The sequence below is a fragment of the Bradyrhizobium sp. CCBAU 051011 genome (assembly GCF_009930815.1).
Lineage (GTDB): Bacteria > Pseudomonadota > Alphaproteobacteria > Rhizobiales > Xanthobacteraceae > Bradyrhizobium.
The window spans coordinates 8803411-8829032 of the sequence record NZ_CP022222.1 but is presented as its reverse complement, the minus strand read 5'-3'; the positions used below and the strand labels follow the sequence as shown (position 1 = coordinate 8829032).

The 25622-nt window shown below is 57.3% G+C and carries 21 protein-coding genes; 15 read left to right on the top strand and 6 right to left on the bottom strand.

Annotation, left to right across the window (positions count from 1 at the left end; translation table 11 throughout):
• Positions 1–13: 13 nt before the first annotated feature.
• Positions 14–1873 carry a hypothetical protein gene (locus ACH79_RS41505; RefSeq protein ID WP_161855913.1) on the top strand — a complete coding sequence of 620 codons (1860 nt, stop codon included), beginning with the start codon at positions 14–16 and terminating at the stop codon, positions 1871–1873.
• Between the two features lie 68 nt (positions 1874–1941).
• On the opposite strand, the gene rffA is transcribed toward ACH79_RS41505, so the two are convergent.
• From rffA to rfbB, 3 genes are read right to left on the bottom strand one after another with little or no spacing between them, the layout of a single operon-like run.
• Positions 1942–3075 carry a dTDP-4-amino-4,6-dideoxygalactose transaminase gene (rffA, locus tag ACH79_RS41500; protein WP_161856832.1) on the bottom strand — a complete coding sequence of 378 codons (1134 nt, stop codon included), beginning with the start codon at positions 3073–3075 and terminating at the stop codon, positions 1942–1944.
• A 43-nt stretch (positions 3076–3118) separates the two neighbouring features.
• The gene (rfbA, locus tag ACH79_RS41495) at positions 3119–4015 is read right to left on the bottom strand and encodes a glucose-1-phosphate thymidylyltransferase RfbA (protein WP_202639139.1); all 897 of its coding nucleotides are present in this window, start codon (positions 4013–4015) and stop codon (positions 3119–3121) included.
• The gene (gene rfbB / locus ACH79_RS41490; protein ID WP_161855911.1) at positions 4012–5082 is read right to left on the bottom strand and encodes a dTDP-glucose 4,6-dehydratase; all 1071 of its coding nucleotides are present in this window, start codon (positions 5080–5082) and stop codon (positions 4012–4014) included. Before rfbB ends, rfbA begins: the two co-directional genes overlap by 4 nt.
• Before the next feature lie 779 nt (positions 5083–5861).
• Between rfbB and ACH79_RS41485 the strand changes: the two genes are divergently transcribed.
• The 14 genes from ACH79_RS41485 to ACH79_RS41420 all read left to right on the top strand — a co-directional run bounded on the left by ACH79_RS41485 (position 5862) and on the right by ACH79_RS41420 (position 22201).
• Positions 5862–7154, top strand: a complete 1293-nt coding sequence (locus ACH79_RS41485; RefSeq protein WP_161855910.1) for a hypothetical protein — start codon at positions 5862–5864, stop codon at positions 7152–7154.
• On the top strand, positions 7151–8494 hold the full coding sequence (locus tag ACH79_RS41480; protein WP_161855909.1) for an O-antigen ligase family protein: 1344 nt from the start codon (positions 7151–7153) through the stop codon (positions 8492–8494). The genes ACH79_RS41485 and ACH79_RS41480 overlap by 4 nt, the downstream gene beginning before the upstream one ends.
• Positions 8495–8820: 326 nt before the next feature.
• A complete protein-coding gene (locus ACH79_RS41475; RefSeq protein ID WP_161855908.1) occupies positions 8821–10179 on the top strand; it encodes a hypothetical protein in 1359 nt (452 codons plus the stop codon).
• 453 nt (positions 10180–10632) lie between these two features.
• Entirely contained in the window at positions 10633–11694 is a 1062-nt protein-coding gene (locus tag ACH79_RS41470; protein ID WP_161855907.1) for a Gfo/Idh/MocA family protein, read from the top strand.
• A complete protein-coding gene (locus ACH79_RS41465; RefSeq protein WP_161855906.1) occupies positions 11691–12170 on the top strand; it encodes an acyltransferase in 480 nt (159 codons plus the stop codon). Before ACH79_RS41470 ends, ACH79_RS41465 begins: the two co-directional genes overlap by 4 nt.
• Complete coding sequence (locus ACH79_RS41460) at positions 12170–13267, top strand: DegT/DnrJ/EryC1/StrS aminotransferase family protein (RefSeq protein WP_161855905.1); 1098 nt, start codon at positions 12170–12172, stop codon at positions 13265–13267. The genes ACH79_RS41465 and ACH79_RS41460 overlap by 1 nt, the downstream gene beginning before the upstream one ends.
• 42 nt (positions 13268–13309) lie before the next feature.
• A complete protein-coding gene (locus tag ACH79_RS41455) occupies positions 13310–14863 on the top strand; it encodes a lipopolysaccharide biosynthesis protein (RefSeq protein ID WP_161855904.1) in 1554 nt (517 codons plus the stop codon).
• A gap of 2 nt (positions 14864–14865) precedes the next feature.
• Complete coding sequence (asnB, locus tag ACH79_RS41450; RefSeq protein ID WP_161855903.1) at positions 14866–16704, top strand: asparagine synthase (glutamine-hydrolyzing); 1839 nt, start codon at positions 14866–14868, stop codon at positions 16702–16704.
• 147 nt (positions 16705–16851) lie between these two features.
• Positions 16852–17796, top strand: coding sequence for a glycosyltransferase (locus ACH79_RS41445; RefSeq protein ID WP_246738340.1), 945 nt, complete (start codon positions 16852–16854; stop codon positions 17794–17796).
• 10 nt (positions 17797–17806) lie between these two features.
• Positions 17807–18661 (top strand): class I SAM-dependent methyltransferase, encoded by an 855-nt coding sequence (locus ACH79_RS41440; RefSeq protein ID WP_161855901.1) that lies wholly within the window; start codon positions 17807–17809, stop codon positions 18659–18661.
• 62 nt (positions 18662–18723) lie between these two features.
• A complete protein-coding gene (locus tag ACH79_RS41435; RefSeq protein ID WP_371419339.1) occupies positions 18724–19581 on the top strand; it encodes a class I SAM-dependent methyltransferase in 858 nt (285 codons plus the stop codon).
• A complete protein-coding gene (locus tag ACH79_RS41430; protein ID WP_161855900.1) occupies positions 19578–20507 on the top strand; it encodes an NAD(P)-dependent oxidoreductase in 930 nt (309 codons plus the stop codon). Before ACH79_RS41435 ends, ACH79_RS41430 begins: the two co-directional genes overlap by 4 nt.
• Complete coding sequence (locus ACH79_RS41425; protein WP_161855899.1) at positions 20504–21685, top strand: glycosyltransferase family 1 protein; 1182 nt, start codon at positions 20504–20506, stop codon at positions 21683–21685. The genes ACH79_RS41430 and ACH79_RS41425 overlap by 4 nt, the downstream gene beginning before the upstream one ends.
• Before the next feature lie 87 nt (positions 21686–21772).
• Positions 21773–22201, top strand: coding sequence for a transposase (locus ACH79_RS41420; protein WP_161855898.1), 429 nt, complete (start codon positions 21773–21775; stop codon positions 22199–22201).
• Between the two features lie 199 nt (positions 22202–22400).
• On the opposite strand, the gene ACH79_RS41415 is transcribed toward ACH79_RS41420, so the two are convergent.
• From ACH79_RS41415 to ACH79_RS41405, 3 genes are read right to left on the bottom strand one after another with little or no spacing between them, the layout of a single operon-like run.
• Positions 22401–23354: a tyrosine-type recombinase/integrase gene (locus ACH79_RS41415; RefSeq protein WP_246738339.1), complete on the bottom strand. Its 954-nt coding sequence runs from the start codon at positions 23352–23354 to the stop codon at positions 22401–22403.
• 50 nt (positions 23355–23404) lie between these two features.
• Entirely contained in the window at positions 23405–24337 is a 933-nt protein-coding gene (locus tag ACH79_RS41410; RefSeq protein ID WP_161855896.1) for a tyrosine-type recombinase/integrase, read from the bottom strand.
• On the bottom strand, positions 24334–25572 hold the full coding sequence (locus ACH79_RS41405; protein ID WP_161855895.1) for a site-specific integrase: 1239 nt from the start codon (positions 25570–25572) through the stop codon (positions 24334–24336). Before ACH79_RS41405 ends, ACH79_RS41410 begins: the two co-directional genes overlap by 4 nt.
• Positions 25573–25622 lie beyond the last annotated feature (50 nt).

The following is a 25622-nucleotide window of genomic DNA, read 5'->3' as shown; positions in this document are numbered from 1 at the left end:
GATAAAGCGTTCGGTGGGATTTAACACGACCGCGATAGATGACGACAGCAAGGAGGAGAGTTCATTTTCCGCCTCAGCAATGCAATGGGCCGCATTGATAATGTCTGTCGCCGCAAGCTTGGCTTTGCTCGGCTGGGTCATGCTGCTTTGCCGATCCGGTTTCGACTTCAGCGACGAAGGCTATTACCTGAACTGGATTTCAAATCCTTGGAACTACCCTTCCTCGGTGAGCCAATTCGGATTTGTCTATCATCCCCTCTATCGACTCGTCGGCGGCGACATCGTCTTGCTAAGGCAGGCCAATGTCCTTGTCATCTTCGCGCTTGCCTTCGCACTCTGTGCGACCATACTTCGATCTGTGGCCGTAGTGCGCATCGACGTTAGGTCATCGCTGCCTATCTGGGGCGCCGCATTGGCACTCGTCATGGCGGCGGGCTCATTGACGTTTTTCGGCCTGTGGTTGCCGACACCGAGTTACAATTCGCTGAGTTTTACATCCTTAATGGGAGTAGCCATTGGCGTACTGTTGACTGGCCGCAAACGATCGAAGTCCGTTCTCATCGGCTGGATCCTGATCGGGGCAGGTGGCGCGCTCTCGTTTCTGGCCAAGCCCACCTCGGCCGCGCTGCTCGGATGTGCCGTGCTCATCTACCTAGTTGTTGCGGGCAGGTTTTGGCTGCGTGGTCTGCTGGTCTGTGTGCTCATAGCCGCAGTGCTCTTGATCGCTTCGGCGATGATGATCGACGGATCGCTCGCCAAGTTCGTCAATCGCGTCCTAGATGGGGTGCGACTTGGCAGCCTACTCACGCCGGATCAACCTTTCGCGCGAATGTTTCGTGTAGATTCCTTCCATTTTGGCGGAGCACAGCGAGCCAATTTTGCTTTGCTGCTAGCGATAACCTTCACTGCGATGTTCCTTGGCACGCGGGCAGGTGCTGCCGCAAGAATCGGCGTCGCCGCGATAGCGATCTTTCTGACGGGATTGAGCATGGCGGTCAGCACGGGCGCGCTATTGCCGAACGTTCCCTACCATCCCTTTCAGCCTATGCAATTTTTTGCGATCACCTTCGCAGTCGCATTATCTCTCTTCTTCGCTTCGCGGCGGGAATATCGAGGCCCTTCGCGCAACGCGGTTGCACTCGCGGTCTTCTTTATCACTTTGCCGTATGTCTATGCATTTGGGACTGGTAATAACTACTGGGAACAGGGCGCGCGCGCGGGGCTTTTCTGGTTGTTGGGCGGCGTTGTCATCGGGAGCGAGCTAACGGCAAAAAATGCGGCATGGCGTAACCTTACTCCCATTGCTGCTGCTGCCCTCCTGGTCACGGCCGGCGTCGTCTTGGCCGCGACGCAAAATCCTTACCGACAAACACAACCCTTGCGGCTACAGACGAGCCCGGCTGAAATCGGGCCAGACAATGCCACTCTTTTCCTGACCGATAATGCGGCCATTTATATCCGGAAGTTCAGGAGAATCGCCACAGATAACGGGTTCAAGACGGGAGATCCCTTGCTCGATCTCAGCGGCCGAAATCCTGGATTGGTCTATGCATTGGGCGGACGCCCACCCGGAGCCAGCTGGATACTTGCAGGATATACCGGGAGCTATGAGTTCTTCAGTGCTGCTCTCGCGAGCGAAAGTTGCGATGTCCTTGGTGCTATGTGGATACTCACGGAGCCACCTGCGTCGTTTTCAGCGAGTTTGCTTCAGCCATATGGGATCGACATTTCACGAGATTACCAGGAAGCTGGATCGGTCCGGTCCGTGCGAGGTGCCTCGCGGACTGAATTTGAACAGTTTCTACTGAAGCCGTCTCGCAATCACGATGTTGCACGTCAGGCTTGTGAACGCGCTCGACTGATCGGTCGATAGCCAATTATCGCGGTACGATGCATATTGGCCGTCCCTCATCCAGGCCGCCGGCAAAATGTCGAGCTAATTCAGAAGAATGCACGCAGCGTGTCGTAGACCCGCTGCTGCTGTGTTTCGCTCAAACCGAACCACATCGGCAGCCGGACTAGCCGCTCCGAGAGTGACGTTGTCATTGAAAGGTCGCCATGGGCGCGTCCGAACCGCGAGCCGGCCGGCGATGAATGCAGCGGAACGTAGTGAAACATGGCGGCAATTCCGTGCTGCTTGAGCTCGCCGAGAACCCGCGGACGGTCCGCGTCTGACTGCAGGAGCACGTAATAAAGGTGACCGTTATGTTGGCAATCGGGCGGGACGATCGGCCGGCGCAGAACCCCGCGTTGCTCGAGCGGGGCTAACATTTCATGGTAGCGGTTCCAGTTCGCAAGCCGCCCTGCGGTGATGCGCTCCGCATGCTCGAGCTGAGCCCAAAGGAAGGCGGCCGTGATTTCGCTCGGCAAAAAGGAGGAGCCGACATCCTGCCAGGTATACTTGTCGACCTCGCCGCGAAAGAACCTGCCGCGATCGGTGCCTTTCTCACGCATGACCTCGGCACGATTCACCAATTCGGGATCATTCACCAGGAGGCTGCCGCCTTCGCCCGAACTGATATTCTTGGTTTCATGAAAGCTGAAACTACCGAGATCGCCGATCGCCCCTAGAGCGCGACCTTTATAGGTTGCCATGACGCCCTGTGCGGCGTCTTCAACGACTTTGAGATCGTAGCGGTTGGCGATCGCGAGGATCGTGTCCATTTCGCAAGCAACACCGGCATAGTGAACAGGTGCGATCGCGCGCGTTCGAGGAGTAATGGCGGCCTCGATCAGCTGTTCATCCAGATTGAGCGTATCTTCCCGGATGTCGACAAAGACCGGCACCGCGCCGCGCAACACGAAGGCATTCGCCGTCGACACGAATGTGTAGGAGGGCAAGATAACTTCGTCGCCGCTTTTGAGGTCCAGCAACAGCGCAGCGAGGTCCAGCGCAGAAGTGCAGGAGTGCGTCAGCAGCGCCCTGGCACAACCGGTCTGTTGTTCGATCCATTGGTGACAGCGCTTCGTGAATGGTCCATCGCCGGAGAAATGATGATTGCGTTGGGCCTCCGCGACATAGCCAAGCTCTGTGCCCGTCGTGAAAGGTCGGTTGAAGGGTATTGGTTCAATCATCACTTTTGCGCGCTATCCACTCATTCACAACGGAGCAACGCCATCATCGGGCGATCAGCGAAGAAGTATCGACGAGAGAACGCAGATAGCGTTGATATTCGGTCTTGGGCTCGGGATCGATCAGGCCCTCGAATGCTGCCTGGTCAATGAATTTCATGCGCCATGCGACTTCTTCGGGGCAGGCGATTTTTAGCCCTGTACGCTCTTCGATCACTTTGACGAATTGGGACGCTTCAAAAAGATCCCGATGTGTGCCGCCGTCGAGCCAGGCAACGCCGCGGCCGAAAAGCGTCACCCGCAAATCACCTGCCGCGAGGTAGTGACGATTAACATCGGTGATTTCGAGTTCACCGCGCGCAGACGGCCTAACCTCATTCGAAATGGCGACTACGCGCTCGTCGTAGAAGTAAAGACCGGGAATCGCGAGGCGCGATCGCATCGTCTTGGGCTTTTCTTCCAGGTCAACCGGGCGTCCCGTCTCGTCGAGCACGACCACGCCAAAGCCTGATGGATCCGCCACTTCGTATCCGAATATGGTCGCACCGCTTTCATGGCTCATCGCCTGCGACAGTAAACGAGGCAGGCCGGCCCCATAGAAAATGTTATCGCCCAGAGCCAGCGCCACATTGCAGCCGGAGATATCGTTGGCCGCTATCCGGAAACATTCCGCGATACCGCCGGCGCGTTCCTGCGTGCGATATGTGATTGCAATGCCCCAGCGGGTGCCGTCGCCCAGCAAGGTGCTGATCTGATTGAGCGCGTCCGGGCTGGAAATGATGATGAAATCTCGCAAGCCCCCCAACATGAGGGTAGTCAGAGGATAGTAGATCAGTGGCTTGTCAAAGATCGGCAACAAATGCTTGTTGACGACATGGGTAAGCGGAAACAAACGGCTCCCGTTGCCGCCCGCAAGGATGATGCCCTTCCACTTCTTCATCATCTATTCTCGCGAAGCGACCCGGGTGATGATCCTAAACCGAGGCGGTCCTCAGAGCACACATCGCCCATCGTCCAGTCCGGATGATCCAGATACCAATCGATGGTCTTTGACAACCCGCTTTGAAGACTCTCCTGTGGTTGCCAGCCAAGCTCTCGCTTAGCTTTGGTAGAATCGATCGCGTAGCGATAATCGTGGCCCGGCCGATCGGCAACGAACTGAATGCGTTCGGCATGAGGTCGACCGTCGGAACGCGGTCGACGTTCGTCGAGAAGCGCACAAATTGCTATCGCAAGGTCTATGTTGCTGATCTCGTTCTGTCCGCCAACGTTGTAATTGCCGCCGGTCCGACCATTCGCGCAAACAGCGAGAAGCGCAGCTATATGGTCATTAACGTAAAGCCAGTCACGGACGTTCCGGCCCTGGCCATAAATCGGAATCGGCTGGCTCGACAGGGCCTTGCGAATGATCGTCGGAATCAGTTTCTCACGATTCTGAAAGGGGCCGTAATTGTTCGCACAATTGGAAATAATCGCTGGAAGTCCGAAGGTCGCGTACCATGCTCGCGCCAGGTGATCACCCCCTGCCTTGCTCGCCGAATAAGGTGAGTTTGGCTGATATGCTGTGGCCTCCGTGAAATGCCCTTGGTCGCCCAGACTGCCGTAAACTTCATCGGTCGACACTTGAATAAACCGGAAGTGCGCCCGCTCTTCCGTATCCAGATGGTTCCAATAGCCAAGCGCGGTCTGCAGCATCACGAATGTGCCGTGAATGTTGGTATCTATGAATTTGCCGGGGTCATCGATTGAGCGATCCACATGCGTCTCTGCGGCAAGATGAAAGACCGCTTGGGGCGCGAAGTCTCTGAATGAGGCGACGATTCCACTTTGATCGAGGATATCCATTTTCTCGAAGCGGTAATTGGGCGAGTCGGCGACGGCTGCGACCGTCCGAAGATCACCGGCATAAGTCAACTTATCGATATTGAGGACCTGGTGACCGGCCTCCACCAAGATTCTCACCGCTGCGGAGCCGACAAAGCCGCAGCCGCCAGTGACCAGAACTCTCATTGATAATCTTATGGTTCTACGATTGGACGAGCCGGGTTGATTCAGGGGTAAAGACCGGATGCTGTTTTAATCCTGACAAGTCTTCGAGACGATGTCAAAGACGATGCAGTAGCCTACCACCGGGACCGCCGCCGGCGGCAGCGAGAAGCGACCTGACGCGATCCTTGGCGCCGCACCTTTTCGGCAGCGCTACTATCTTACGAACGGGAGTTGCATCGATCTCGGGCGGCCGCGGCCCAGGCCGCTTCCAGCGGCACTTTCGCAGCGGTCACGACCGGGCGATCTCCGGCATCGCGGAGGAGAGGCGCGGCGATATCGCGCGCGATCGAAAAGCGCAAGGTCTGGCGGCGACAACGGCCTGGCTGCTTGAGCATGCCCTCGCAACGATAGGCGCCGCTTTCGGGTGAGGATCGTGAGCCCGCCGGTCTCCGTCATGATCTGGGCAAGGAATTGCGCGGCACGGGTTTTCGTCGTCAGCTTCGCCTTGCGCTCCGTAGCCGGCCATCCCCTGACGATCGCGGCGACGAGGCCGGACCGAGCTCGGGAACCGGCAATAGCCTTGATTTGCGCCACCGGAACCTGGCTCACAGCAATCCCTCGCCAAAAGACGAATGAGGCATGGTGGATATTCTCGTTCGCTGTAGGGGCTTGCGCCCAAAATTTGCCGTGCGGTATTGGACAATCTATCCTAAGTGGGGGGTGTGTGTGGTAGGGGTGGGCGCCATAGATCAGGCGCAGTATGGCCTATGGGGATGTAGTATGGCCTATGGGGATTGAGGGTGACGGCATTAGACAACTCGCATGCGCGCGCGCGCTTATTCCCGCAAGAGCCAGTACAGATATCGGCTTTAGTGCTGATATATCTCGCGCTGCTTTGCGTCTCGCTTGTCGTTGTTTCCGAAGACGTAAACCCGGCATTCCACATCGGATACAATCGTCAATTCTTGACAGCGGCGTCTATTTCCGTGGCGGCCTTAGGCTGCTGCTTCCAGCTTTTCTCGATCGCGCGCTTTAGCTTCGGATATCTGGTCAGCTTTTACATGCTGAGCATCGTAGCCGGCTATCTCTGGCTGAGCTTCTTCACGCCGCTTCGATACGATCTAACAATCGCGAGATGGTCTGCCGCGCTGTCGCTGATCGCCTTTTTAATCCCCGCAATGTTTGTGACGAAAGCATTTACACCACGCTTCAAGCTGACAGTGCGCCGAGTCGATCAAGTCGTCTATGGCGTTCTGATCGTTGCCGCTCTTACGGTGGCATATGCATCATCCTTCGATTTCCATCTGATCGGATTTATCGAAGGTGAAGCGCTCCGGTCTCAATTTCAGTATCCGGCATGGCTAAATTATCCAATTGGCGCTTCTGTATCGGCGGCCTTGCCGTTCTCTTACGCGTGGGCCGTTCATCGACGGCGATACGGTCTGGCCGCTATTGCGCTCGCCATCGGAGCTTCATTCTATCCCGTCACGCTGAACAAGTTGACCTTGTTTGCACCATTGTGGCTCATCGGACTCACGGTGCTGTTGAAGTTCTTCAGTGTCAGACTGTGCGTCATACTTTCTCTTTTCATTCCGCTCGCTCTTGGGCTTATCATAAAGACTTTCGACGCTTCTGAAGTCAGCTTGCCGTTTAGACTGGTCAACTTCAGAATGATCGCGATCCCAGCAAGCGGGCTCGATCATTACAATCATTTTTTTTCAAATCACCCACTGACGCATTTCTGTCAGATCCAGGTCATTGGAAGGCTGTTTGATTGTTCGCTGCCATCACAACTTGGCGTCTCCTTAGCCGCCCAATATGCGACCGGTAATTACAACGCCTCCCTCTTTGCTTCCGAAGGCATCGCTTCCGTAGGCCCATACTTCGCGCCAATCGCTGCTCTTTTGTGCGGGCTCGTGATCGCGGTTGGGAATAAAGCATCCGCCGGATTAAACCATCAATTCGTTTTCCTTTCCGGATCAATACTAGCCCTCGTCTTAATGAATGTTCCTTTATCTACCGCCATGCTCTCGCACGGTGCAGTAATTCTATTTGCTCTTTGGTTCGCGACTCCACGAGAGGAGGGCTTATGACCGAATTTGAAATGACGATTTCGGAGAGGGTTCCTAGCCGTCCAAAAATATCAGGAGGAGATACGCGGACAGCTATGTACGGCGTCGTCCTCGCCTCATTGCTCTCCGCCAATGCCATCTTTGTTTTGATCTATAGCGCAGCTGGAGTGACGGGAAATTCCATCTTAACGGGCGGCTTTTTTGTGGTCTGCGAAGTCTGTCTTTTGTCTATTGCCTATCGGCGCGACATCGAAATGAGTTCAGCGGATTGGTTCTTCGCTGCGTTTCTCGTGTCGATAATCGGATCGCTCATCATAAACGGTGATACAGCCCCGACCAAAAATTGGGTGATTTTGGCGGTGTCGCTTGCATCGTATGTTTGCTGTCGCTTCGTCCGCTCAGAACATCTCGCATGCCTAAAGACGACCTATCTCTGGATTGCGTCACCAATTGTCGCCATCGGCACAGTCATAACGGCCTATTTCCTCATCTTGCAGTGGAACGATCCGCACGGCAAGCCACTCGTGTTCGGATTTGATGCGGCCACCAACTTTCTCGGTGCATTCGGGTTTCTCTTAATAGCCTTGGTAACGACACCATTGACGCCGCGGCGCAGAGTAGTCCTGACCGCGTTACTGTTCCTTCCTGTCGCCATTTTCGCAGCAGCGATGGTGAGATTTTATTTTGTCGCGATAGTTGTCGCGCTCCTTCTGGCGGCCGTCCTAAGTTCTGGTCGGCAACGGGTTTACATCGCCATCATTATTGCCACTGTGCTCGCTGGCTCAACGGTAGGTTTATTAGCTCGATTCGACACGGCGAAGGTCTTGATGACCTACGCAACCCAGGAGACAGAGATTTCAACCATCCAGAAAACAGTGGCTTCCACCCAACAGAAACACAATCAAACTGAGATGGTCGAAAAGATCGTTCTCCCAAGTTGCAACCTGGACTTAGACCTGAACAACTCGGTCGCGATCCGTAAGGCGTTATTGCGCGATGCGTTTTATATTATTCCTAGTGCCGGACTGTTCGGACTCGGCCTCGATAGCTTCCTCACCCTTTCGTGCATTAAGGGAACTGAGGTCCACAACACGATATTGCAATCCGCAATCGAGTTCGGCTGGCTTGGCGCTCTGTCTCTACTGATGTTGATTGGCGTCGCAGGATACAGACTGCTGCCGCTCTCAAAGAAAGACGACGGCGCTAGATTTGTTTTTTGCTCACTGGCCTACGTCACCATCGTAAGCATGGCCCACGGACGTGTTAGCCACGATCTGTTGCTTTTCGCATTGATTGGGCTCGGTGTAGGAATTTACGAACGGGATACACAAAAGCAGCCTGCGGCATTAGTTTCCAGTTAATAGGCGGTGCTCAAGCCATGCAGCCACGGCGACGCTGTAAACCCATTCAGAAAGAGGTATTTCGATGTGGCAGCACCCTGTTCGCCCGGAAGTAGAACTTGAACCACCGCCGCCTCGCCCGACGATGCCCGACCGCTTATCCTGGTTTTCCGGTGCAATCATCCCGCGCGTTTTCTTAATGTGACACTATCAACATCGTTGCTTTCAGGCTGCCTTGGGCTGTTGCTTTAGTATCTGACGTCACGGAATTATTTTAGAACGGTCACTGATCCCCAAAGCAAATGGTGGCGCCACTTGAGTAGTATATCCGACCAAGGATCCTGATCATGGATCGTGAGACGGCGACTTCTGCGGAGCCAGAAACCAAAACCAAGAAATACAGCTTCATATCTTGCGCTGTTCTTTTGGTCGCATTCTTTGCGTTATTCTTTTTTTCGTTGGCAATCGTGTCCGACTACTCACTAAGTTTCCACGTTCGATACACTGTCGCCCCTCCCCAGGCAGGCATGTATCTGGCGCTAGCCCTGACAAGCCTGATTTCTCCCGCGTTTGTGTTTGCGAGATTCAGTTTTGGCTACTTTGCCGGTTTCTACATGTTCGCAATGATTGCCGGATATTTTTGGATCAATGCTTTTAGTCTTTTTGGTTACGATCGCTCCACTGCGCTAATCTCTGCGACCGCGTCCTTAGTCACATTTTTGATACCAGCACTTTTTGCCCCCGCACCAGCGAAACCGTTTTTTGCTCTGTCGTCCAAAACGTTCGATCTTGTTCCTATGTCTATTCTGGTCTTTTCTGCTTGTATTCTGATAGTCTGCTACCTCAGCGGATCTCGCTTCGTTGGACTTAGCGAGATGTACCGATATCGAAATGATTTAGTGCACTCGCGGATTGTTGAGTATGCCATAGGCAACATCAATGGCGCTCTAATTCCCTTCGCGTTTGCTTGTCTTCTAACGCGCAGGCGTTGGATATTGTTGGCCCTGCTCATCGCAATCTCGTTGATGTACTATCCTGTCACCTTGACTAAGGTGACGCTGTTCCTTTCGGGTTTTTTGATTTTCGTTGCGATCATGGCGACGTTTGTCAAAGAGGCGAAAGTGGTCGTTATCCTGTCTCTACTCATTCCGCTCACTATCGGTTTAATAGCCCGCGCGTTCAGTTCGGATTTTAGCGACACGGTTTTCGGTACTATTAACTTTCGGATGTTGGCGATACCGTCCATCTCGCTAGAACACTACTATGAATTTTTCTCGGATCACCCATTGACCTATTACTGTCAGATTTCGTGGCTCAAGGGATTTATGGACTGCCCGTACAATGATCAACTTGGAACGGTAATGGCTAACTGGTTTGGCCTTGGCAATTTGAACGCTTCGCTTTTCGCCACCGAAGGGGTTGCATCGGTCGGCCCTATCTTGGCTCCACTCGCAACCCTTGTCTGCGGCGTAGTTATTGCGGTTGCCAACAAGGCGTCATCAGGATTGCCCAAGGAATTCGTTCTCGTTTCTGGCGCCACAATCCCACACATTTTGCTCAATGTGCCGTTATCGACGACCTTGCTTTCGAATGGGCTTGGGTTGTTGATGCTTCTTTGGTATCTGACGCCACGAGATTATTTCCAATGCAGAAGATTTCAGGTCAAGCGCCCGAAATTTGTTCGCTATGGTTGTTCGCCGGGGTAGGGCCCGCTCTCAATCAGGTTCAGCATGGCCTTCACTTCGTGGCGGTCGGCGTGTTCGTCGGGCGTGGTTTCACAACATGATCCACACGCAAGTCTAGGCGCATTCGGTTCCATGCCGGATGCGTCATCACTGAACCACCTGAGCATCGATGGTCCGGAAGCGGGTTCCCGAGCGGGATTGTGTTCGGCACTGTTGGGAACAGCTAAGGGAGCGACCATCGGAGTGAACAGGCCCTTTTCCGGCTTTCGTGGCCGGACCAACACGAGAAATGGGAAAAGCTAGCCAGGTTTAAGTCGATCGCTTTTTTTGTGAGCCAGCGAACACCCAAGCCTCTTGATTAGTTTGGACTTTCGCCAGTAATGGACTCCCCGAACTCTGCGGACCGTGGTAGTCCGGCAGGAACCCTGTGCTTATTTTCGCGCCAGCCCGACGTCGGCTCATAGGAAAGCTTTCATGATAAAATTTGGCCTGCTCGGCTGCGGACGCATTGCGACACGCCACTCTGATCTGCTGGGGGGCGGTCACGTCGATGGCGCTAGCCTCGCGGGCGTCTGCGATCCGATTCGCCCGCGTGCTGACGCGATTGCGTCGAAGTTCGGCGTGCCGGCATACTATAACATCGATGACTTTCTGGCGCGAAAAGAGATCGACGCGGTAACGGTCTTGACGCCAAGCGGAATGCACCCTCCGCATGTCATCGCCTGCGCAAGGGCAGGAAAGCATGTAGTTGTTGAAAAGCCGATGGCGCTGCGGCTGCAGGATGCGGACGACATGATCCGCGCCTGTGACGAAGCCGGCGTCAAGCTTTTTGTCGTCAAGCAAAATCGCTTCAACGTTCCCGTGGTTAAGGCACGCGAGGCGCTGGAGGCCGGTCGATTCGGCCGTCTCGTTCTTGGGACAGTGCGCGTGCGCTGGTGCCGGGATCAAGCCTACTACGATCAGGACGATTGGCGCGGCACTTGGGCCTATGATGGCGGTGTGCTCACCAATCAGGCCAGTCATCATATCGATATGCTGGAGTGGTTTTTTGGCGATGTCGTGAGCGTTCATGCGCGCGCGATCACGGCGCTTGTAAAAATCGAGACTGAAGACACCGCTGTCGCAACGCTGAAATTCCGCAACGGAGCATTGGGCATCATTGAAGCGACGACTGCCGTACGCCCAACAGATCTCGAAGGCTCGCTCTCGATCCTGGGAGAGAAGGGTACGGTCGAAATCGCGGGCTTCGCCGTCAATCAGATCAGGCACTGGCGGTTTGTCGACGAACTGCCCTCAGACAAGGACGTGGTGGAAAAGTTTTCCGTGAATCCGTCGAACGTCTACGGCTTCGGCCATCAGGCCTATTATCAGCATGTGATCGATTGTCTGATCAATCAACGTGCCGCACTAGTGGACGGTCTTGAGGGGCGCAAGAGCCTCGAACTGATTTCCGCGCTTTATGAATCGATCGAAACCGGGCAGGAAGTCGCATTGCGCTTCACGCCCCGGTTGAGCCGATTAGGGGTGGCGTCGTGAACCAACCGGACCTGCGCCATGTTGGCGTGCGCGACGTTGAATTTGGCGCGCGGGTTAGCGTCATCGAGCCCTGCAATCTGTATGGCTGCAAAATCGAGGACGATTGTTTTGTCGGGCCTTTTACGGAGATTCAGAAGGGCGCGCGCATTGGCGCCCGCACGCGCGTGCAGTCGCATGCCTTCATCTGCGAGCTGGTGACGATCGGCGATGACTGCTTTGTCGGTCACGGCGTGATGTTCATCAATGACACGTTTTCGACCGGCGGCCCGGCGGGCGGGCGCAAGGAACTGTGGCGCGAAACCGTGGTCGGCAATCGGGTTTCGATCGGGTCGAACGCCACGATCATGCCGGTTCGGATCGTCGACGATGTCGTGATCGGGGCGGGTTCGGTGGTGACCAGGGACATCACGACGGCCGGTACGTATGCCGGCAATCCGGCGCGCCGGCTTTGTCAGCGGAATAAGGATCACAAATGATGCCCGTACCCTTTGCGGATCTGCAGCTTCAGTATCAAAACATCAAAGCCCAGATCGACGGCGCGATCGCCGCGGTCATTCGCGACAATGCGTTCATTCGCGGACCCTATGTCGATGCATTCGAGCGGGAATTCGCAAGCGCGGTGGATATCAAGCACTGCGTGTCATGCGCCAATGGCACCGACGCGCTGTATCTCGCCATGGCCGCGCTGAAGGTCAAGCCCGGCGATGAAGTCATCACGACGGCTCATTCGTGGATCAGCACGTCGGCGATGATCACGCATGCCGGCGGCACTGTGGTGTTCGCGGATACCGATGGAACGACATTCACTATCGACCCCGCTGCGGTTGAGGCCGCGATCACGCCGCGCACGGTCGGCATTATCCCGGTGCATCTGTACGGGCAGCCGGCGGATATGGACGCGATTATGGCGATCGCGCGCAAGCACAAGCTCTGGGTGATCGAAGATTGCGCGCAGGCGCACCTAGCGCGCTACAAGGGCCAGCAGATCGGCACATTTGGCACGGCCGCAACCTATTCGTTCTATCCCGGCAAGAATTTGGGCGCGATGGGCGACGCGGGCGCCGTTGTCACCAACGACGGCGCGCTGGCGGAGCATATGACCATGCTCGCGCGCCACGGCGGCCTCATCAAGCATCAGCACCACATCGAAGGCATCAACAGCCGGCTCGACGGCATGCAGGCGGCGATCCTATCGGCCAAATTGCCTCACCTGACTGAATGGACCAAGGCGCGCCAGGATGCCGCCAAGATTTACGACGCCGGCCTCAACCAGATTGAAGATGTCGTAGTACCATCAATCGCGGCGGGCCGCACCCACGTCTATCATCTCTATACGATTCAGCATCCGCGCCGCGACGCGTTAGCGGTGCATTTGAACGCCAACGGTGTACAGACAGCGATCAACTATCCGACTGCGCTGCCGTTTCTCGCAGCGTACATCCGGTTCCGTCATCGTCCCGAGCAGTTTCCTAATGCGTATCGCGATCAAAGCCGGATCTTGTCGCTGCCGATGTTTGGCGAAATCACGAGTGATCAACAGATCGAAGTCATCGATCTGATTCGAACGTTCTAAGATGCAGACGCATCCGAAGCAGATAAAGGCCTGATCGCTGATATGGCAGAGCCAGACAGCAGTTTTCGTCTGTTGGGAAATTCCGCGTGGAATGCGGCGGCCTTTTTGATCGGCGTGGGATTGAATCTGTTGATCCTGCCGTTCGTCGTTTTCCGTCTGGGCCTCGCTGCATTTGGCGTCGCAGGTCTTGTGACAGCCTGCGTCGCGCCCGCACTGGCATTCAGCAACTCCCTCGCGCTATCGACGGCGCGAGAACTTGCCCAGCGGTTGGCGCCGGATGAGCGCGACGATGCGCGCCGTTTCTTCGCCACGGCATTGCTCCTGGCAGCCGCGATGGGCGGATTGATCGTGATGATCCTGTGTTTGGCGGGCCCGCCGCTCGCCCGCCTTGCGTTCAACCTGAGCGGCAAAGCCGCCGACGATCTCGGACTGGCCTTTGTTTTCGGCGCCGGCGGATGGTTATGCCAGTGCGTTGCAGCGGTGTTTCTGGCCCTGTTTACCGCGCGCCAGGATTATCCACGGATCGCTTCGATCAACATTATCAGCGCAATTATCGCGACGGCATCGATGGTGGTATTGATCCCGCGCTGGCCGCAGGCCTCAACGTATCTTGGCTGTCAGGCGTTGGGTTTTGCGACGAGCCTGCTTGCAGCGCTTGCGCTTTCGCGCAGGGTTATCGGTGGATGGCTGGCGCGTCCCGCGCTTCATCGCGGCCCGCTCGGCGATCTCGTCAATTTGGGAGTTTGGCAATTAGCTGCCCAGGCTGGCGGCATCATTGCGGGGCAAGCGGATCGGTACCTGCTCGGTGCGTTGCTTCAGCCCCAATTTGTCGGCTTTTACACCATTGCCCAGAGGCTCGAAGAAGCTATGTATATTGGCATCTTGAAAGTGGGCGAAATCCTGTTCCCGTTCTTTAGCACACTGCAAAGAGAATCCAGCGATCGGAAGGCCGATCTGCTGTTTCGGTCTTCGTGGGTCCTCAACGTGCTCGCCGCGAGCGCGCTGGGTGCGCTAATTCCCGTCGCCGGCCCGCTGCTTCATCTCTGGACCGGCGCGGAAGTGGCCGCCGAAGCCCAGCGGGTGCTGGTGGTGCTCTCGATCGCAGGAATGCTGGGATGCAGCGCGAACGTGTTTGCATTCTATCTGCTGGCCAGCGGCCGATCCCGTTCCAACGCGTTGATCTCTTTTGTTACAGCCGTATTTACGCTGGCCACCAGCGCGGTGGCTTTGCCCTATTTCGGATGGCAGGCGGCGGGCTGGAGTGCCTGCATCGGCATGATGGCCCAGATCGTCACGATCATCATCTTGCTGCGGCAAAGTTTCAGCCTCGTTGGCATGTGGTCGCGGATGGCTCACTTTGTATTGCTGCCATTGGGAACGGGCATCGTCACGGCACTCGTGCTGCGACATTCCGTTAACGACACGTTGTCCAACCAGGCCCCACATTGGTGGTATGTTGGGGGGCTATATTGCCTGGCGGCCGGTATTATCTTTGTTGTCGTTGTCGCCGCCTCGCGAGCCGGTCCGCACGGCGCGGCTTGCTGGCGGGATCTGCGCGTCATTGCAAGTCGCTTTTTACCTGTAAAGGCGGCGTAACCATGTGCGGGATTGCAGGCATCATCGATTTCCGCGGCAACCCTGTTGAGCCGGCGGAGATTTCGCGCCTGACGAATCTGTTGGCTCATCGCGGCCCGAACGGCGAGGGCACCTGGTTCAGCGTCGATCGAGATGTCGCCTTTGGTCACCGGCGGCTGGCGATTATCGATCCAGGAGCGGGCGGCTACCAACCCATGTTGTCTGACGATGGTCGCCATGTGATCGTCTTCAATGGCGAAATCTACAATTTCCTTGAGCTTCGGCGCGAACTCGAGGCGCAGGGCGCGATCTTCCGCACCCAGTCGGATACTGAGGTCATTCTTGCGGCGTGGCGAGCGTGGCAGGAAGGGATGTTGTCGCGCTTCAACGGCATGTGGGCCCTGACCATCTATGACACCCAGTCAAAGGAACTGTTCCTCGCGCGCGACCGCTTCGGCATCAAGCCGCTTCTCTATGCGATGTCGCCGGAGCGCTTTGTCTTCGCATCGGAGCAGCGCGCGCTCGTGCGAAGCGGTCTGATCAGGACGTCGTTGGATGTCGACGTCGCTCGGCGACTTTTGCTGGATGCCTTTAGTGTAGAAGGTAGCGAGCGGACCCTCTGCCAGGAGGTGCGTCGGTTGCAGAGCGGCCATTGCCTGTGGCTGCGTCCGGGGCGGCTGGAGATCCGGCGCTGGTGGCGCACGGTCGATCATTTGCCGGAGCTGCCGAAGACCGAACCTGAGCGCGTCGAACGGTTTCGCGAATTGTTCCAGGATGCCGTCGCGCTGAGAATGCGCAGCGACGTGCCAATCGGGACTTGTTTGTCGGGAGGATTCGACTCGTCAGCCGTGATCTGCTCCATGGCTGCGCACGAAAAAGCCGGGATGGGACCGCGCGACAGTACCTCGTGGCGCCATGCTTTTGTTGCGACATTTCCGGGCGCATTGAACGACGAGCGGCCCATGGCCGAGGAGGCGGCCGCATGGGCGGAGGTCAATCCGACATTCCTCGAAATCGGCCGGGCCGACGCGCTGACCGAGCTCGACCAGATCCTCGACGACAATGATGACGTCTATATCGGGCTTCCAAGCGCAGTCTGGTTGATCTATCGAGAGCTCAGCCGCAAGAACGTGCCGGTGTCGCTCGATGGCCACGGGGCGGATGAGTTGATGGGGGCCTATCTCCAGGATGGCCAATCCGGAGCTTTTCGGATGAGAAATGCCCTCGCGGGAATTTCCTCGAATTCAGCGCTGGCCAGGCGCGGTGTGGATCTGTTGCGGGCGCTGATGATCAAACGCCAAGGGCATTATTTTTTGCGCGGCGGTCTGCGCCAGGTTCCCGGCCAGTTCAGTCTTGTGGGCGATGACGACATGCTGCCGCGCGATTGGGGTTCGTTGAACCGGCGCCTTTATCGAATGTTTCACGGCACTGTATTGCCGACAATCCTGCGAAACTTCGATCGCCTCTCGATGGCCCACGGCATCGAAGTCCGGATGCCGTTCATGGACTGGCGCTTAGTTGCCTACACGATGGCCTTGCCGGAGACGAGCAAAACGTCCGATGGCTACACCAAGGTCATTGCGCGGCGGGCAATGGAAAATCAGATGCCGGAGTCCATCCGTATGGGACGCCGGAAGGTGGGCTTCAACTCGCCGATGCCGGAGTGGCTGAACGGCCCTCTTTCTGGCTGGACGGCCGATTTGCTCGACCAACAGGTTCCAGTGTTTTCCGAATTGGTGGATGAGCCCCGCCTGCGCCAGACGGTCAGCCGCCTGACGTTCTCGAAGACATGGGACTGGGAATTGGTCGGGCGGATTTGGCCGTATTTAAATATGAAATGGATGCTGGCAAGGTACGCGTAAGCTATGCGTTTATTCCAAAACAGCGGGATTCACAGTTCATACCTCCATCGGCTGAACGAGTTGTCGGCAAACGACGGCAGCTTTGGGGGACGGAGACGACAGCTCATAAATGATCGATTTGGGGCTCTGCACTGTCTAAAACCCGTATTGGATGGCGACAGTGAAACATTCTTCACGAACGGTGATGACAGAATATTACAGCTGGCGTGGGCGCGAGAGCACAACTTGCGCCGGAAGAGTCTTGCCGATATCTTGCTTGCGCAGATCGAAGACCATCGCACAGAAATTTTCTACAACACCGATCCAACGCGATATGACAGTTCATTCGTCCGACGGCTTCCGGGCTGTGTAAAGAAAACAATCTGTTGGCGTGCAGCTCCGTCAGGCGGCGCAGACCTCTCAGCTTACGGTATGGTTGTCTGTAACTTTCCTTCAATTCTGGAGGACTGGCGGCGCAAAGGCTGTAAAGTTGGATATTTCTATCCGGCCGTGGACCCTGAGATGGAGGGATACGGAGATGCTGAAAAAACGATAGATATTCTGTTCGTTGGCGGCTACTCGCGGCACCACTCAACCCGCGTCAAGGTTCTGCAGTCTATCGCAGGTCTAAGCCCGGACTGGAACGTGGTGTACTGTTTGGATGCCTCCCGGATGACACGACTTGCGGAAAGCATTCCTGGGCTGCTTTTTCCGCAGCTTCGAGACCTGCGCCGTCCGAAAGCCATTAAAGAAATTGCCAGGGCTCCGGTGTTTGGTCGAGATTTGTATCAATTAATCGGCAGCGCGCAGATTGTGCTCAATGGCGCGATAGACATGGCGGGCGATGACAAGGGCAATATGCGATGCTTCGAAGCTATGGGCTGTGGTTCTTTGCTGCTCTCTGACCATGGGATTTATCCTGAAGGGATGAAGGATGGCGAGACGATGTTCACCTACAAAAGTCCGGATGAAGCAGTCAATCTGGCTCGTCACATCTTATCAAACAAAGAAGATGCAAATCTTGTTGCCGCGCGAGGAAGGAAAATGGTGGGTGATCTCTATAACAAGACTTTGCAGTGGCAGCGTTTCGTTGAAATTGTTTCTCTGATCTAGAAAGAACGGCATGCATACCGGCGCGATCGCGTTCAAGATCAAATCCGCTATCGACGCGGCGGCGTTGCCATTGTATTGGCTGCGCGGCCGGCTTCCCTGGAGTGCCGGTTATCACACAAGCAAAAGACGGGCTATTGAGGCGGCGATAGATCAGCGCGCCGTTACAAGGGGAACGAACCTGGCGGCAGGGTTCGGGGTTGCAATTGATGAACGGGTTGTCGAATACCCGTGGCTTTTTGGTCATCTGTCCGAGATAGGAAAAGGAAGGCCTCGGGTGCTCGACGCCGGATCGATCCTGAATCACGATTTTATTCTTAACAGGGCGCCATTGAAAGGCTGCGATCTCACCATTATGACCTTGGCGCCGGAGAAATACTGCCAATGGTACGATGGTGTTTCTTATGTGTATGGAGATTTGAGGGAAACGTTTTTCAACAACCAAACGTTTGATATCGTAATTTGCATTTCAACGATCGAACATATCGGGCTCGATAATACGCTGCTCTATACATCAGATCAGCAATGCGCCGAGCGCGACGAAACAGGTTTTCTCGCTGCCGCCCGAGAATTCCGGCGGATACTAAAGCCTGGGGGAACGTGTTACGTCTCCTTTCCGTTTGGCTCGCGTCAAAACCTAGGTTGGTATCAGGTATTCGATGACTCAATGGTGAAGCAACTGGTAGACGCATTCGGGCCGACCTCCTATGAAATCGAATATTTTCGCTATTCGCAGGACGGTTGGCAACGTTCAGACGCAGAGGGTGTCAAGGACGCCGTTGTTTTTGACGTACACAGTGGACAAGGTAGGGGCAATGATCGCGCGGCGTCGTCGAGAGCCATTGCTTGTTTGCGTCTCGTTGCTTAGCGAATAGTTCCCCGTTTAAACTTTCTTGCGCGAGCCACCAAAATTGCGGTCAAGGCGTTGGGATGGAGATGGATCCAAAAACACTGTCCTGGGAAAACGCTGTGATCTGGCTTCGCAACCAGCCGAGCCAGCGGCAGCTTGTGCTCGACGCTTTTTACGATGACCCTCTGATCGCCGCTGCGGAACGTTATTTCTGCAGCGACGAATGGCAGGCGGTTTCACAGCTTCTGCAGGGACGGACCGGCACGGCACTCGACGTGGGTGCCGGACGCGGCATTGCAAGCTATGCGCTCGCACGCGAAGGATTTGCGGTTACTGCGCTCGAACCTGATCCCAGCGCCATCGTTGGAGCTTCGGCGATTCGGGCACTCGCAGCCGAGGCCAGACTGCCGATCAAGGTTGTCGAGGAATTTTCCGAACGCTTGCCATTTGCCGATGATACGTTCGATATCGTGTTTGCGCGGGCCGTGCTGCACCATACCCGAGATCTGGATAGTGCATGCCGCGAAATGTTTCGTGTGCTGCGCCCGAATGGAATTTTCATCGCCGCGCGCGAACATGTGATCAGCAAGGAAGCTGATCTCGGGCAGTTCCTCGATCAGCATCCGCTGCACCATCTCTATGGCGGCGAGCATGCATTTCTTCTCGACCAGTATACAAGCGCGCTCAATGATGCGGGTTTTGATACTGTCGACGTTCTTCGTCCGCTAAAAAGTCCGATCAATCTGTTCCCGTACACGACCGATAGTCTGCGCACCGCCGTCGTGGAAAAACTCTCTCAAAAAATTCCGGCAGGGCCCCTGTGGCGCGTCGCACTCGGTCGCAAACGCGTCTTCACATCGCTGCTCTGGTTGGCCGAGCATTTCGATAATCGGCCGGGGCGGCTCTATTCGTTTGTCTGCCGCAAGGCGCGACCATGACCATGTGGGTCACCGGGGCCAATGGTTTCATCGGTCGGCACCTCGTTCGGGTGCTGGCGGATCAAGGTCATGCCGTCCATGGCATTGGCCATGGCGCGATCGAAAATGCTGACCGGGAACGCATCGGCTTGAGGGAGTGGCTAAACGGCGAGATTGACGCGGCCAACCTCAACGCGCTCGCAAGCCGGTCGGGAACGCCATCGACGATCTTTCATCTGGCCGGCGGATCGTCGGTCGGATTGTCGATCGCCCAGCCATATGAAGATTTTTCGCGTACCGTTTCCAGTACGGCCCGATTGTTGGAATGGCTCCGCGGCTCCGCATCGGATTGCCGCCTGATTGTTGCGTCCAGCGCGGCGGTCTATGGCGCCCGGTACAACGGACCTATCTCCGAGGATGCCGAGCCGATTCCGATGTCCCCCTACGGGCAGCACAAGCTAATGATGGAACAGTTGTGCAGAAGTTACGCCATCACTTTCGGATTACGCAGTACGGTTGCGCGATTGTTCTCGGTCTACGGCCCCCATTTGCGCAAGCAATTGCTGTGGGACATGTGTTCCCGGTTGCAGAGGGGCGAACAGACCCTTGTTCTGGGCGGAACCGGAGCCGAAGTGCGTGACTGGATAGATGTCCGCGATGCGGCGCGGCTGTTTGCAAAGATCGCCGAGGTGCCGCAGCGAGAAAGCTATCAGATAGTCAACGGCGGCTCCGGTCTCGGAACGACCGTCGCCGATATTATTGGCATGCTCGTGAAGAACTGGGGTGGCGATATCGCAGTGCGTTTTTCCGGTATAGTTCGACCCGGAGACCCGTTTAGTTTGCTTGCGGACGACGCCAAGCTGCGCGAGCTACCCTTTGCCTGCCAAATTCCGCTCGACCGGGGGCTTGCCGAGTACGTGCCGTGGTTCAAGGAACAGGCTCGTTGACCGCTCGCGGCCCCTTTCGCGTTGCATTCACCATTATTCCTCGGCGGCTTTGGGCCGGTGGATATAACTACCAAAGCAACTTGTTTGCGGCCCTGAACCGTTACCGCCAAGGCGAGATTGCGCCGGTTGTTTTCGCAGGCGAGCAGGACGATGCCGCCGATCTCGAGGCTCTTGCGCGCATCCCAGGCGTCGAGATCTCGCAATCCGCAGCTTTCGACCGACGCCGCGCCGGTTTCGCTGCAGCCCTTTCACTCGGGCTTGACTATGCGGCGGTAGCTGAATTCCGGGAACGGAAGGTCGACGTTGTTTTCGAATCTGCCCGGTTCTTTGGTTGGCGTCTGCCATACCCCGCGGTGGCCTGGTTTCCGGACTTTCAGCATCGACGACTGCCGCAGCTTTTTTCGCCAGCCGCGCGATGGCAACGCGAGTTCGGTTTTCGCGTGCAAATCGCATCGGGCCGCACCATCATGCTCAGCAGTAAGAGCGCGCTTCGCGACTGCCAAAAGCTTTATCCGGGAGTAGCTCATCGTACCTCTGTCGTGAGGTTTGCGACGCAGCCGCCGCCCGATCTTCTGACCGCAAATCCGTCTGACGTCATCGAGCACTACGGATTGCCGCTAAAATTTTTCTATCTGCCTAATCAGTTTTGGCGGCATAAAAACCATCAAGTCGTGGTCGACGCGTTGGCAATCCTGGTGAACCGCGGAGACGATGTTGTCGTCGCGGCCTCCGGCAGCAAGCATGACGCTCGAGAACCCCAGTATTTTGACATGATCATGAGCCAGGTCGTCGGGCGCGGGCTTGAAAAGAACTTCCGTTATCTTGGAATGGTTCCGCTGCCTCATGTCTACGCTCTGCTGCGCGCTGCTACCGCCCTGATCAATCCGTCGCGCTTCGAAGGCTGGAGTACGACAGTGGAGGAGGCAAAGTCGTTTGGCGTACCAATGATCTTGTCGAACATTGACGTACATCGCGAGCAGACAGATGGGAAGGCAAGCTATTTCGGCATCGACGACCCTTTATCACTCGCCAATCATCTCGCGAAGGTATCTCAGAATCCTGAACCTGCATTGATCAGAAATCTGTTGCCCGATGTCAGCGCTCGCGTGGCTGCGTTTGCCTCGCACTTCGTGGGTACAGTCCAGCGTGCAACGCAGCGTTATCGGCCGACGACTTAATATCGTTTGTAAGCGCTCAGCCAATACCCTGGCTTCGGGGTTGGATTAGATGTGCGAAGAAGCCTCCGGCTTGAACGGAGGTTTGGGATGGGATTGGACGGCAAAAAAGGCGCCCATTTGGACAGCTCATCAGTTGGGTCTGGAGCAGTCAGTCGGCTTGAGGTGCTTGAGGGACCGTCCGGGCGTCGCGTGCGTTCAGAGGCCGAGCGGGCTCGGATCGTCGCCGAAAGTCTGCTGCCCGGCGCTCAGGTAGCGGAGGTGGCCCGCAAGCACGGGGCGACGCGCTGGCAAATTTACGATTGGCGACGACGCTTCCAACAGCGCGGCGAATTGCCGTCGTGCGAGGCTCCGCAGCCGCCGTTCGCGCCGCTGGTCGTGGAGGGGCCGTTTGAGGAGCGTCACGTTCCGACAGTCAAGCTCGAGATTGCGATTGGCGACGTCGTCGTGCGGACGGACGCGGCGATAGATGGGGAGCAGCTATCTCGAGTGATTCGCGCGGTGCGGGCGTCGCGATGATTGTCCCCGGCGCCGAGCTAAAGATTTACATCGCGACGCGGCCCGTCGACTTCCGCTGTGGGCACGATGGGCTTGCTGCGAAGGTGCAGGGAGATGCTTGGTCTCGATCCGTTCTTATGTGTCGGACGAGATTATGTGGCGGAGGCACCCTAACGCCAGCCAGGACCGGCTACGCCCAGATTTCTCCGCCACATAATGATCAGATGCTGTCCAGGAGTTGCAGGACAGCGTCGTTCGGCCGGAAGCGCGCGCTGCGGTCGCCTGCAACGCCCGCCTTCTCGAGTCCACGCCGCATCATCTCGACATCCGCAGCGGCGTATCGGTGGGTTGTGGCGACCTGAGCATGGCCAAGCCAAGCCTGGATTGTCAGGAGGTCCACGCCTGACCGGAGAAGCTTCATGGCGAGGGAATGCCGGAAGATGTGCGGCGATATCGGCTTGCTCTCTAAGCTTGGCCTCGTGGACCCGGCCTGGGAGGCGGCACGCCGCACGATATGTGTCGCGCCGAAACGCGTCAGGCGCTCGTTGTGGACCCCGACGAAGATTGGCCGCGGTTCATGATGGGCGAGGCCGCGTTCGCTCAATAGGTCGGTCAGCGATCGCACCAAATCCTGAGGAATGGGAACGACGCGATCTCGGCGTCCCTTGCCGTGAAGCAGCACCTGCGGGCGTCCTCGCTCCAATTGAAGGTCGTTCGCGTTGACGCCGGTCGCTTCGGACACGCGGGCGCCGGTTCTCGCCAAGAAGAGCAGAAAGGCCCGGTCGCGCCGGCCGCGGGGCGTCGTCTGATCAGGGGCTGCGATGATGGCCTCCACCTCGGCGTTGGTGAGGTGGTGCGTCACCTCGATGTGGGCCCGTTTGGTGGGGATCGTCAGAACCCGTTGGGCGACGCCGAACGAGGCCGGATCGGCGGCGGCGACGTGATGGAAGAAGGATCGGATCGCGGCTAGTCGGGCGTTGCGCGTTGCGACGGAGTTGTTCCGCTTCTCCTCGAGCTCGTCGAGAAAGGCGAGAACAAGGTCGCGATCGAGATCCTCAAGGGCCAGCGCCGCCGGCTTCCTCCCCAAACGGGCGGCGGCAAAGAGGATCAGCATGCGCAAGGCGTCGCGATAGCTGGCCAAGGTCGCGGAGGTGGCGTTGCGCTGCTTGGTCAACCGGCGACGAAAGTACGACTCCAGGAGCGGCGCTAGTAGGAGGTGCTCGCTCATGCCGCGCCCCCGTCGAGGAAGGCGCGCTCAGCCGCGATGGCGAGGAGATCCGACGAGCCGGTGAGGTAGTAGGCCGTGTCGGTATAGCTGGCGTGGCCGAGGTAGGTGGCGAGTAAAGGCAGCAGCGCTTGGACGTCTGCGCGCTGTTGGTGCCACAGCCTGAGCCTGGTCACCGCGAACCGGTGCCGGAGATCGTGCGGTCGCAAGGGCTTACCATCATCAAGACCCGCGAGCTTGCGGGCTTTAGCGAAGTTGCTTTGCAGGCCGGTCGCCGACAGACGGCAGCCTCGTGAGCTGAGGAAGAAGGCCTCGTCCTTCGGACTGGAAAACACGTTGTCGCGCTCGCGGGCATATCGACGAAGGGCTGCCAGGGTCGTTGGATGAACAGGAACCACGCGGTCTTTACGGAACTTGGTCTTACGGACGAGGACGACCCCGTTGGTCAGATCGACGTCGCCGCGATCAAGCTTGACCACTTCGCCGGATCGTAGCCCCGTGCTGGCCAACAATCCGATCAGCGTTGCCATCGTGCGGCCCCTGAGAGGGATCCTTGGCGAAATGAAGCTGCATGCGTCGATTAGCGACGCCAGCTCAGCCTCGCTTAGGATGCGCGGCGGCGGAATCGCCCTGGACCTAGGGAAGGCTCTGCGCTCCAAGGCCTCGGTCCGGGGCGCGTAGATGGCCAGGTACTCGTAGAATCGGCGAAGCACGCCGTGACGAACGGCCCGACTGTCGGCGGCGCCGCTAAACGACAGGACGAAGTCCAGCGCCATCGTCCGGTTGGCGGGCGCATCCAGCTGACAGCGCTCGACGTAGCGAACAAAAGCCCGCAGCGTGCCGGCTTGCTTGTTGAAGGCGTAGCCGAGGGAGCGGCGCAGCTCGATGTAACGCTCGACCTTCTCGCCGAGGAATGCGGCGAAGGCGCTCATGCGGCACCTCCCGGAAAGGGGAGCGCGACCTCAGCGAGCTGCGAAACCGCGACCTTCACGTACAGCGCCGTTGTGTTGATGCTTCGGTGCCCGAGAAGATCGGCGACCTCATTAATCGGCCTTCGTCGCCCGACGAGCTGGGTGGCTAGACTGTGGCGCAGGAGATGCGCGCCTGCGACGCGACCGAGCTCGATCCCGCCATGCTGCAACCGCTTCCGCACGATCCTCGAAACAGACGGCGCGTACTTGAACGGTCCCACGGGCGGCGTGAAAGACAGGAACAGATACGGACTATCGACCTTCGGTCGAACCCGCAGGATGTACTCGGCGAGTGCGCCACCGGCCTCCTCGAGGAGCGGGGCCACTCGGTCACGCTTGCTCTTGGTGCGTCGGACAAAAACCTCGCCAGCTCGCCAGTCGATATCCTGGAGCTGAAGAGCGCGCAACTCGCCGTTGCGAATGCCTGTGGTGGCGAGCAGCAGCAGGACAGCTCGATCGCGAAGGTCGATCGGCGTCGCCGTGCCGATCGCATCGATGGCGCGGCGAACATCATCCCACGAAAGCCGGGGCGGTAAATGGGCCAGTCTCCAATATGGCGTTCTTGGAACGACGGGGGCCAGATCCTGCTCGTGGTGGCCACCCCAATGCAGAAAGCGGAGAAACGTTCGGATGTGAGAGATCGCCGCCGTGCGAGTGCCGGAGGTCGCCGAGAGCGACAGCCGATACTCGACAGCGGCAAGGACATGCTCTGCCGTCAACGCCTCGAGGTCTTGGCCAGGATGGCGATGGCGGAGCCAATCCAGAAAGCGCCGCGCGCCCAAGAGAACGCCATCGCGGGACCTTGGCTCAAGGCCTCGTACCCTGCTTAGATAATCCGAAAAGGAGCTCAGAAGCGGAGCGTCCGGATCATTGACTACACCGGGCGCCGACACAATGAATCGTTCGGGCGCCACCCGCCGCGCGTGTTGAAGCGCGGACATTGCCGCAATCCGCGGTGAGTCCGTGCTGAATGTGCATAAATAGCTATCGACGATAGCTTCGCCGATCGGCCGTGAACCGCAATGTGCTGCAGCAAAACGGCCGAACCGCGCGATCCGGCTCAGATAAAGCTTGGCGGATGCTTGCTTGTAACCGAGCGAGAAAAAGTGCCCCGCGATGCGATCCATCTCGGCGCCGAGCGCCCCGTCACGAAGGCGTTTAAGCACCCCGCCGTACGAAAAATAGAACTCGAGCATTGTGCCCCTCCGGCGTTACGGCGCAGGGGGATCCCGCGTCCGCACGAGGG

What these genes read in the sequence shown, in the direction of transcription:
- rfbA (WP_202639139.1), bottom strand. Translation starts at nt 4,015, where the DNA reads ATGATGAAGAAGTGGAAGGGCATCATCCTTGCGGGCGGCAACGGGAGC.
- ACH79_RS41405 (WP_161855895.1), bottom strand. Translation starts at nt 25,572, where the DNA reads ATGCTCGAGTTCTATTTTTCGTACGGCGGGGTGCTTAAACGCCTTCGT.
- ACH79_RS41410 (WP_161855896.1), bottom strand. Translation starts at nt 24,337, where the DNA reads ATGAGCGCCTTCGCCGCATTCCTCGGCGAGAAGGTCGAGCGTTACATC.
- asnB (WP_161855903.1), top strand. Translation starts at nt 14,866, where the DNA reads ATGTGCGGGATTGCAGGCATCATCGATTTCCGCGGCAACCCTGTTGAG.
- rfbB (WP_161855911.1), bottom strand. Translation starts at nt 5,082, where the DNA reads ATGAGAGTTCTGGTCACTGGCGGCTGCGGCTTTGTCGGCTCCGCAGCG.
- ACH79_RS41455 (WP_161855904.1), top strand. Translation starts at nt 13,310, where the DNA reads ATGGCAGAGCCAGACAGCAGTTTTCGTCTGTTGGGAAATTCCGCGTGG.
- ACH79_RS41480 (WP_161855909.1), top strand. Translation starts at nt 7,151, where the DNA reads ATGACCGAATTTGAAATGACGATTTCGGAGAGGGTTCCTAGCCGTCCA.
- ACH79_RS41440 (WP_161855901.1), top strand. Translation starts at nt 17,807, where the DNA reads ATGCATACCGGCGCGATCGCGTTCAAGATCAAATCCGCTATCGACGCG.
- rffA (WP_161856832.1), bottom strand. Translation starts at nt 3,075, where the DNA reads ATGATTGAACCAATACCCTTCAACCGACCTTTCACGACGGGCACAGAG.
- ACH79_RS41420 (WP_161855898.1), top strand. Translation starts at nt 21,773, where the DNA reads ATGGGATTGGACGGCAAAAAAGGCGCCCATTTGGACAGCTCATCAGTT.
- ACH79_RS41470 (WP_161855907.1), top strand. Translation starts at nt 10,633, where the DNA reads ATGATAAAATTTGGCCTGCTCGGCTGCGGACGCATTGCGACACGCCAC.
- ACH79_RS41435 (WP_371419339.1), top strand. Translation starts at nt 18,724, where the DNA reads ATGGAGATGGATCCAAAAACACTGTCCTGGGAAAACGCTGTGATCTGG.
- ACH79_RS41475 (WP_161855908.1), top strand. Translation starts at nt 8,821, where the DNA reads ATGGATCGTGAGACGGCGACTTCTGCGGAGCCAGAAACCAAAACCAAG.
- ACH79_RS41460 (WP_161855905.1), top strand. Translation starts at nt 12,170, where the DNA reads ATGCCCGTACCCTTTGCGGATCTGCAGCTTCAGTATCAAAACATCAAA.
- ACH79_RS41430 (WP_161855900.1), top strand. Translation starts at nt 19,578, where the DNA reads ATGACCATGTGGGTCACCGGGGCCAATGGTTTCATCGGTCGGCACCTC.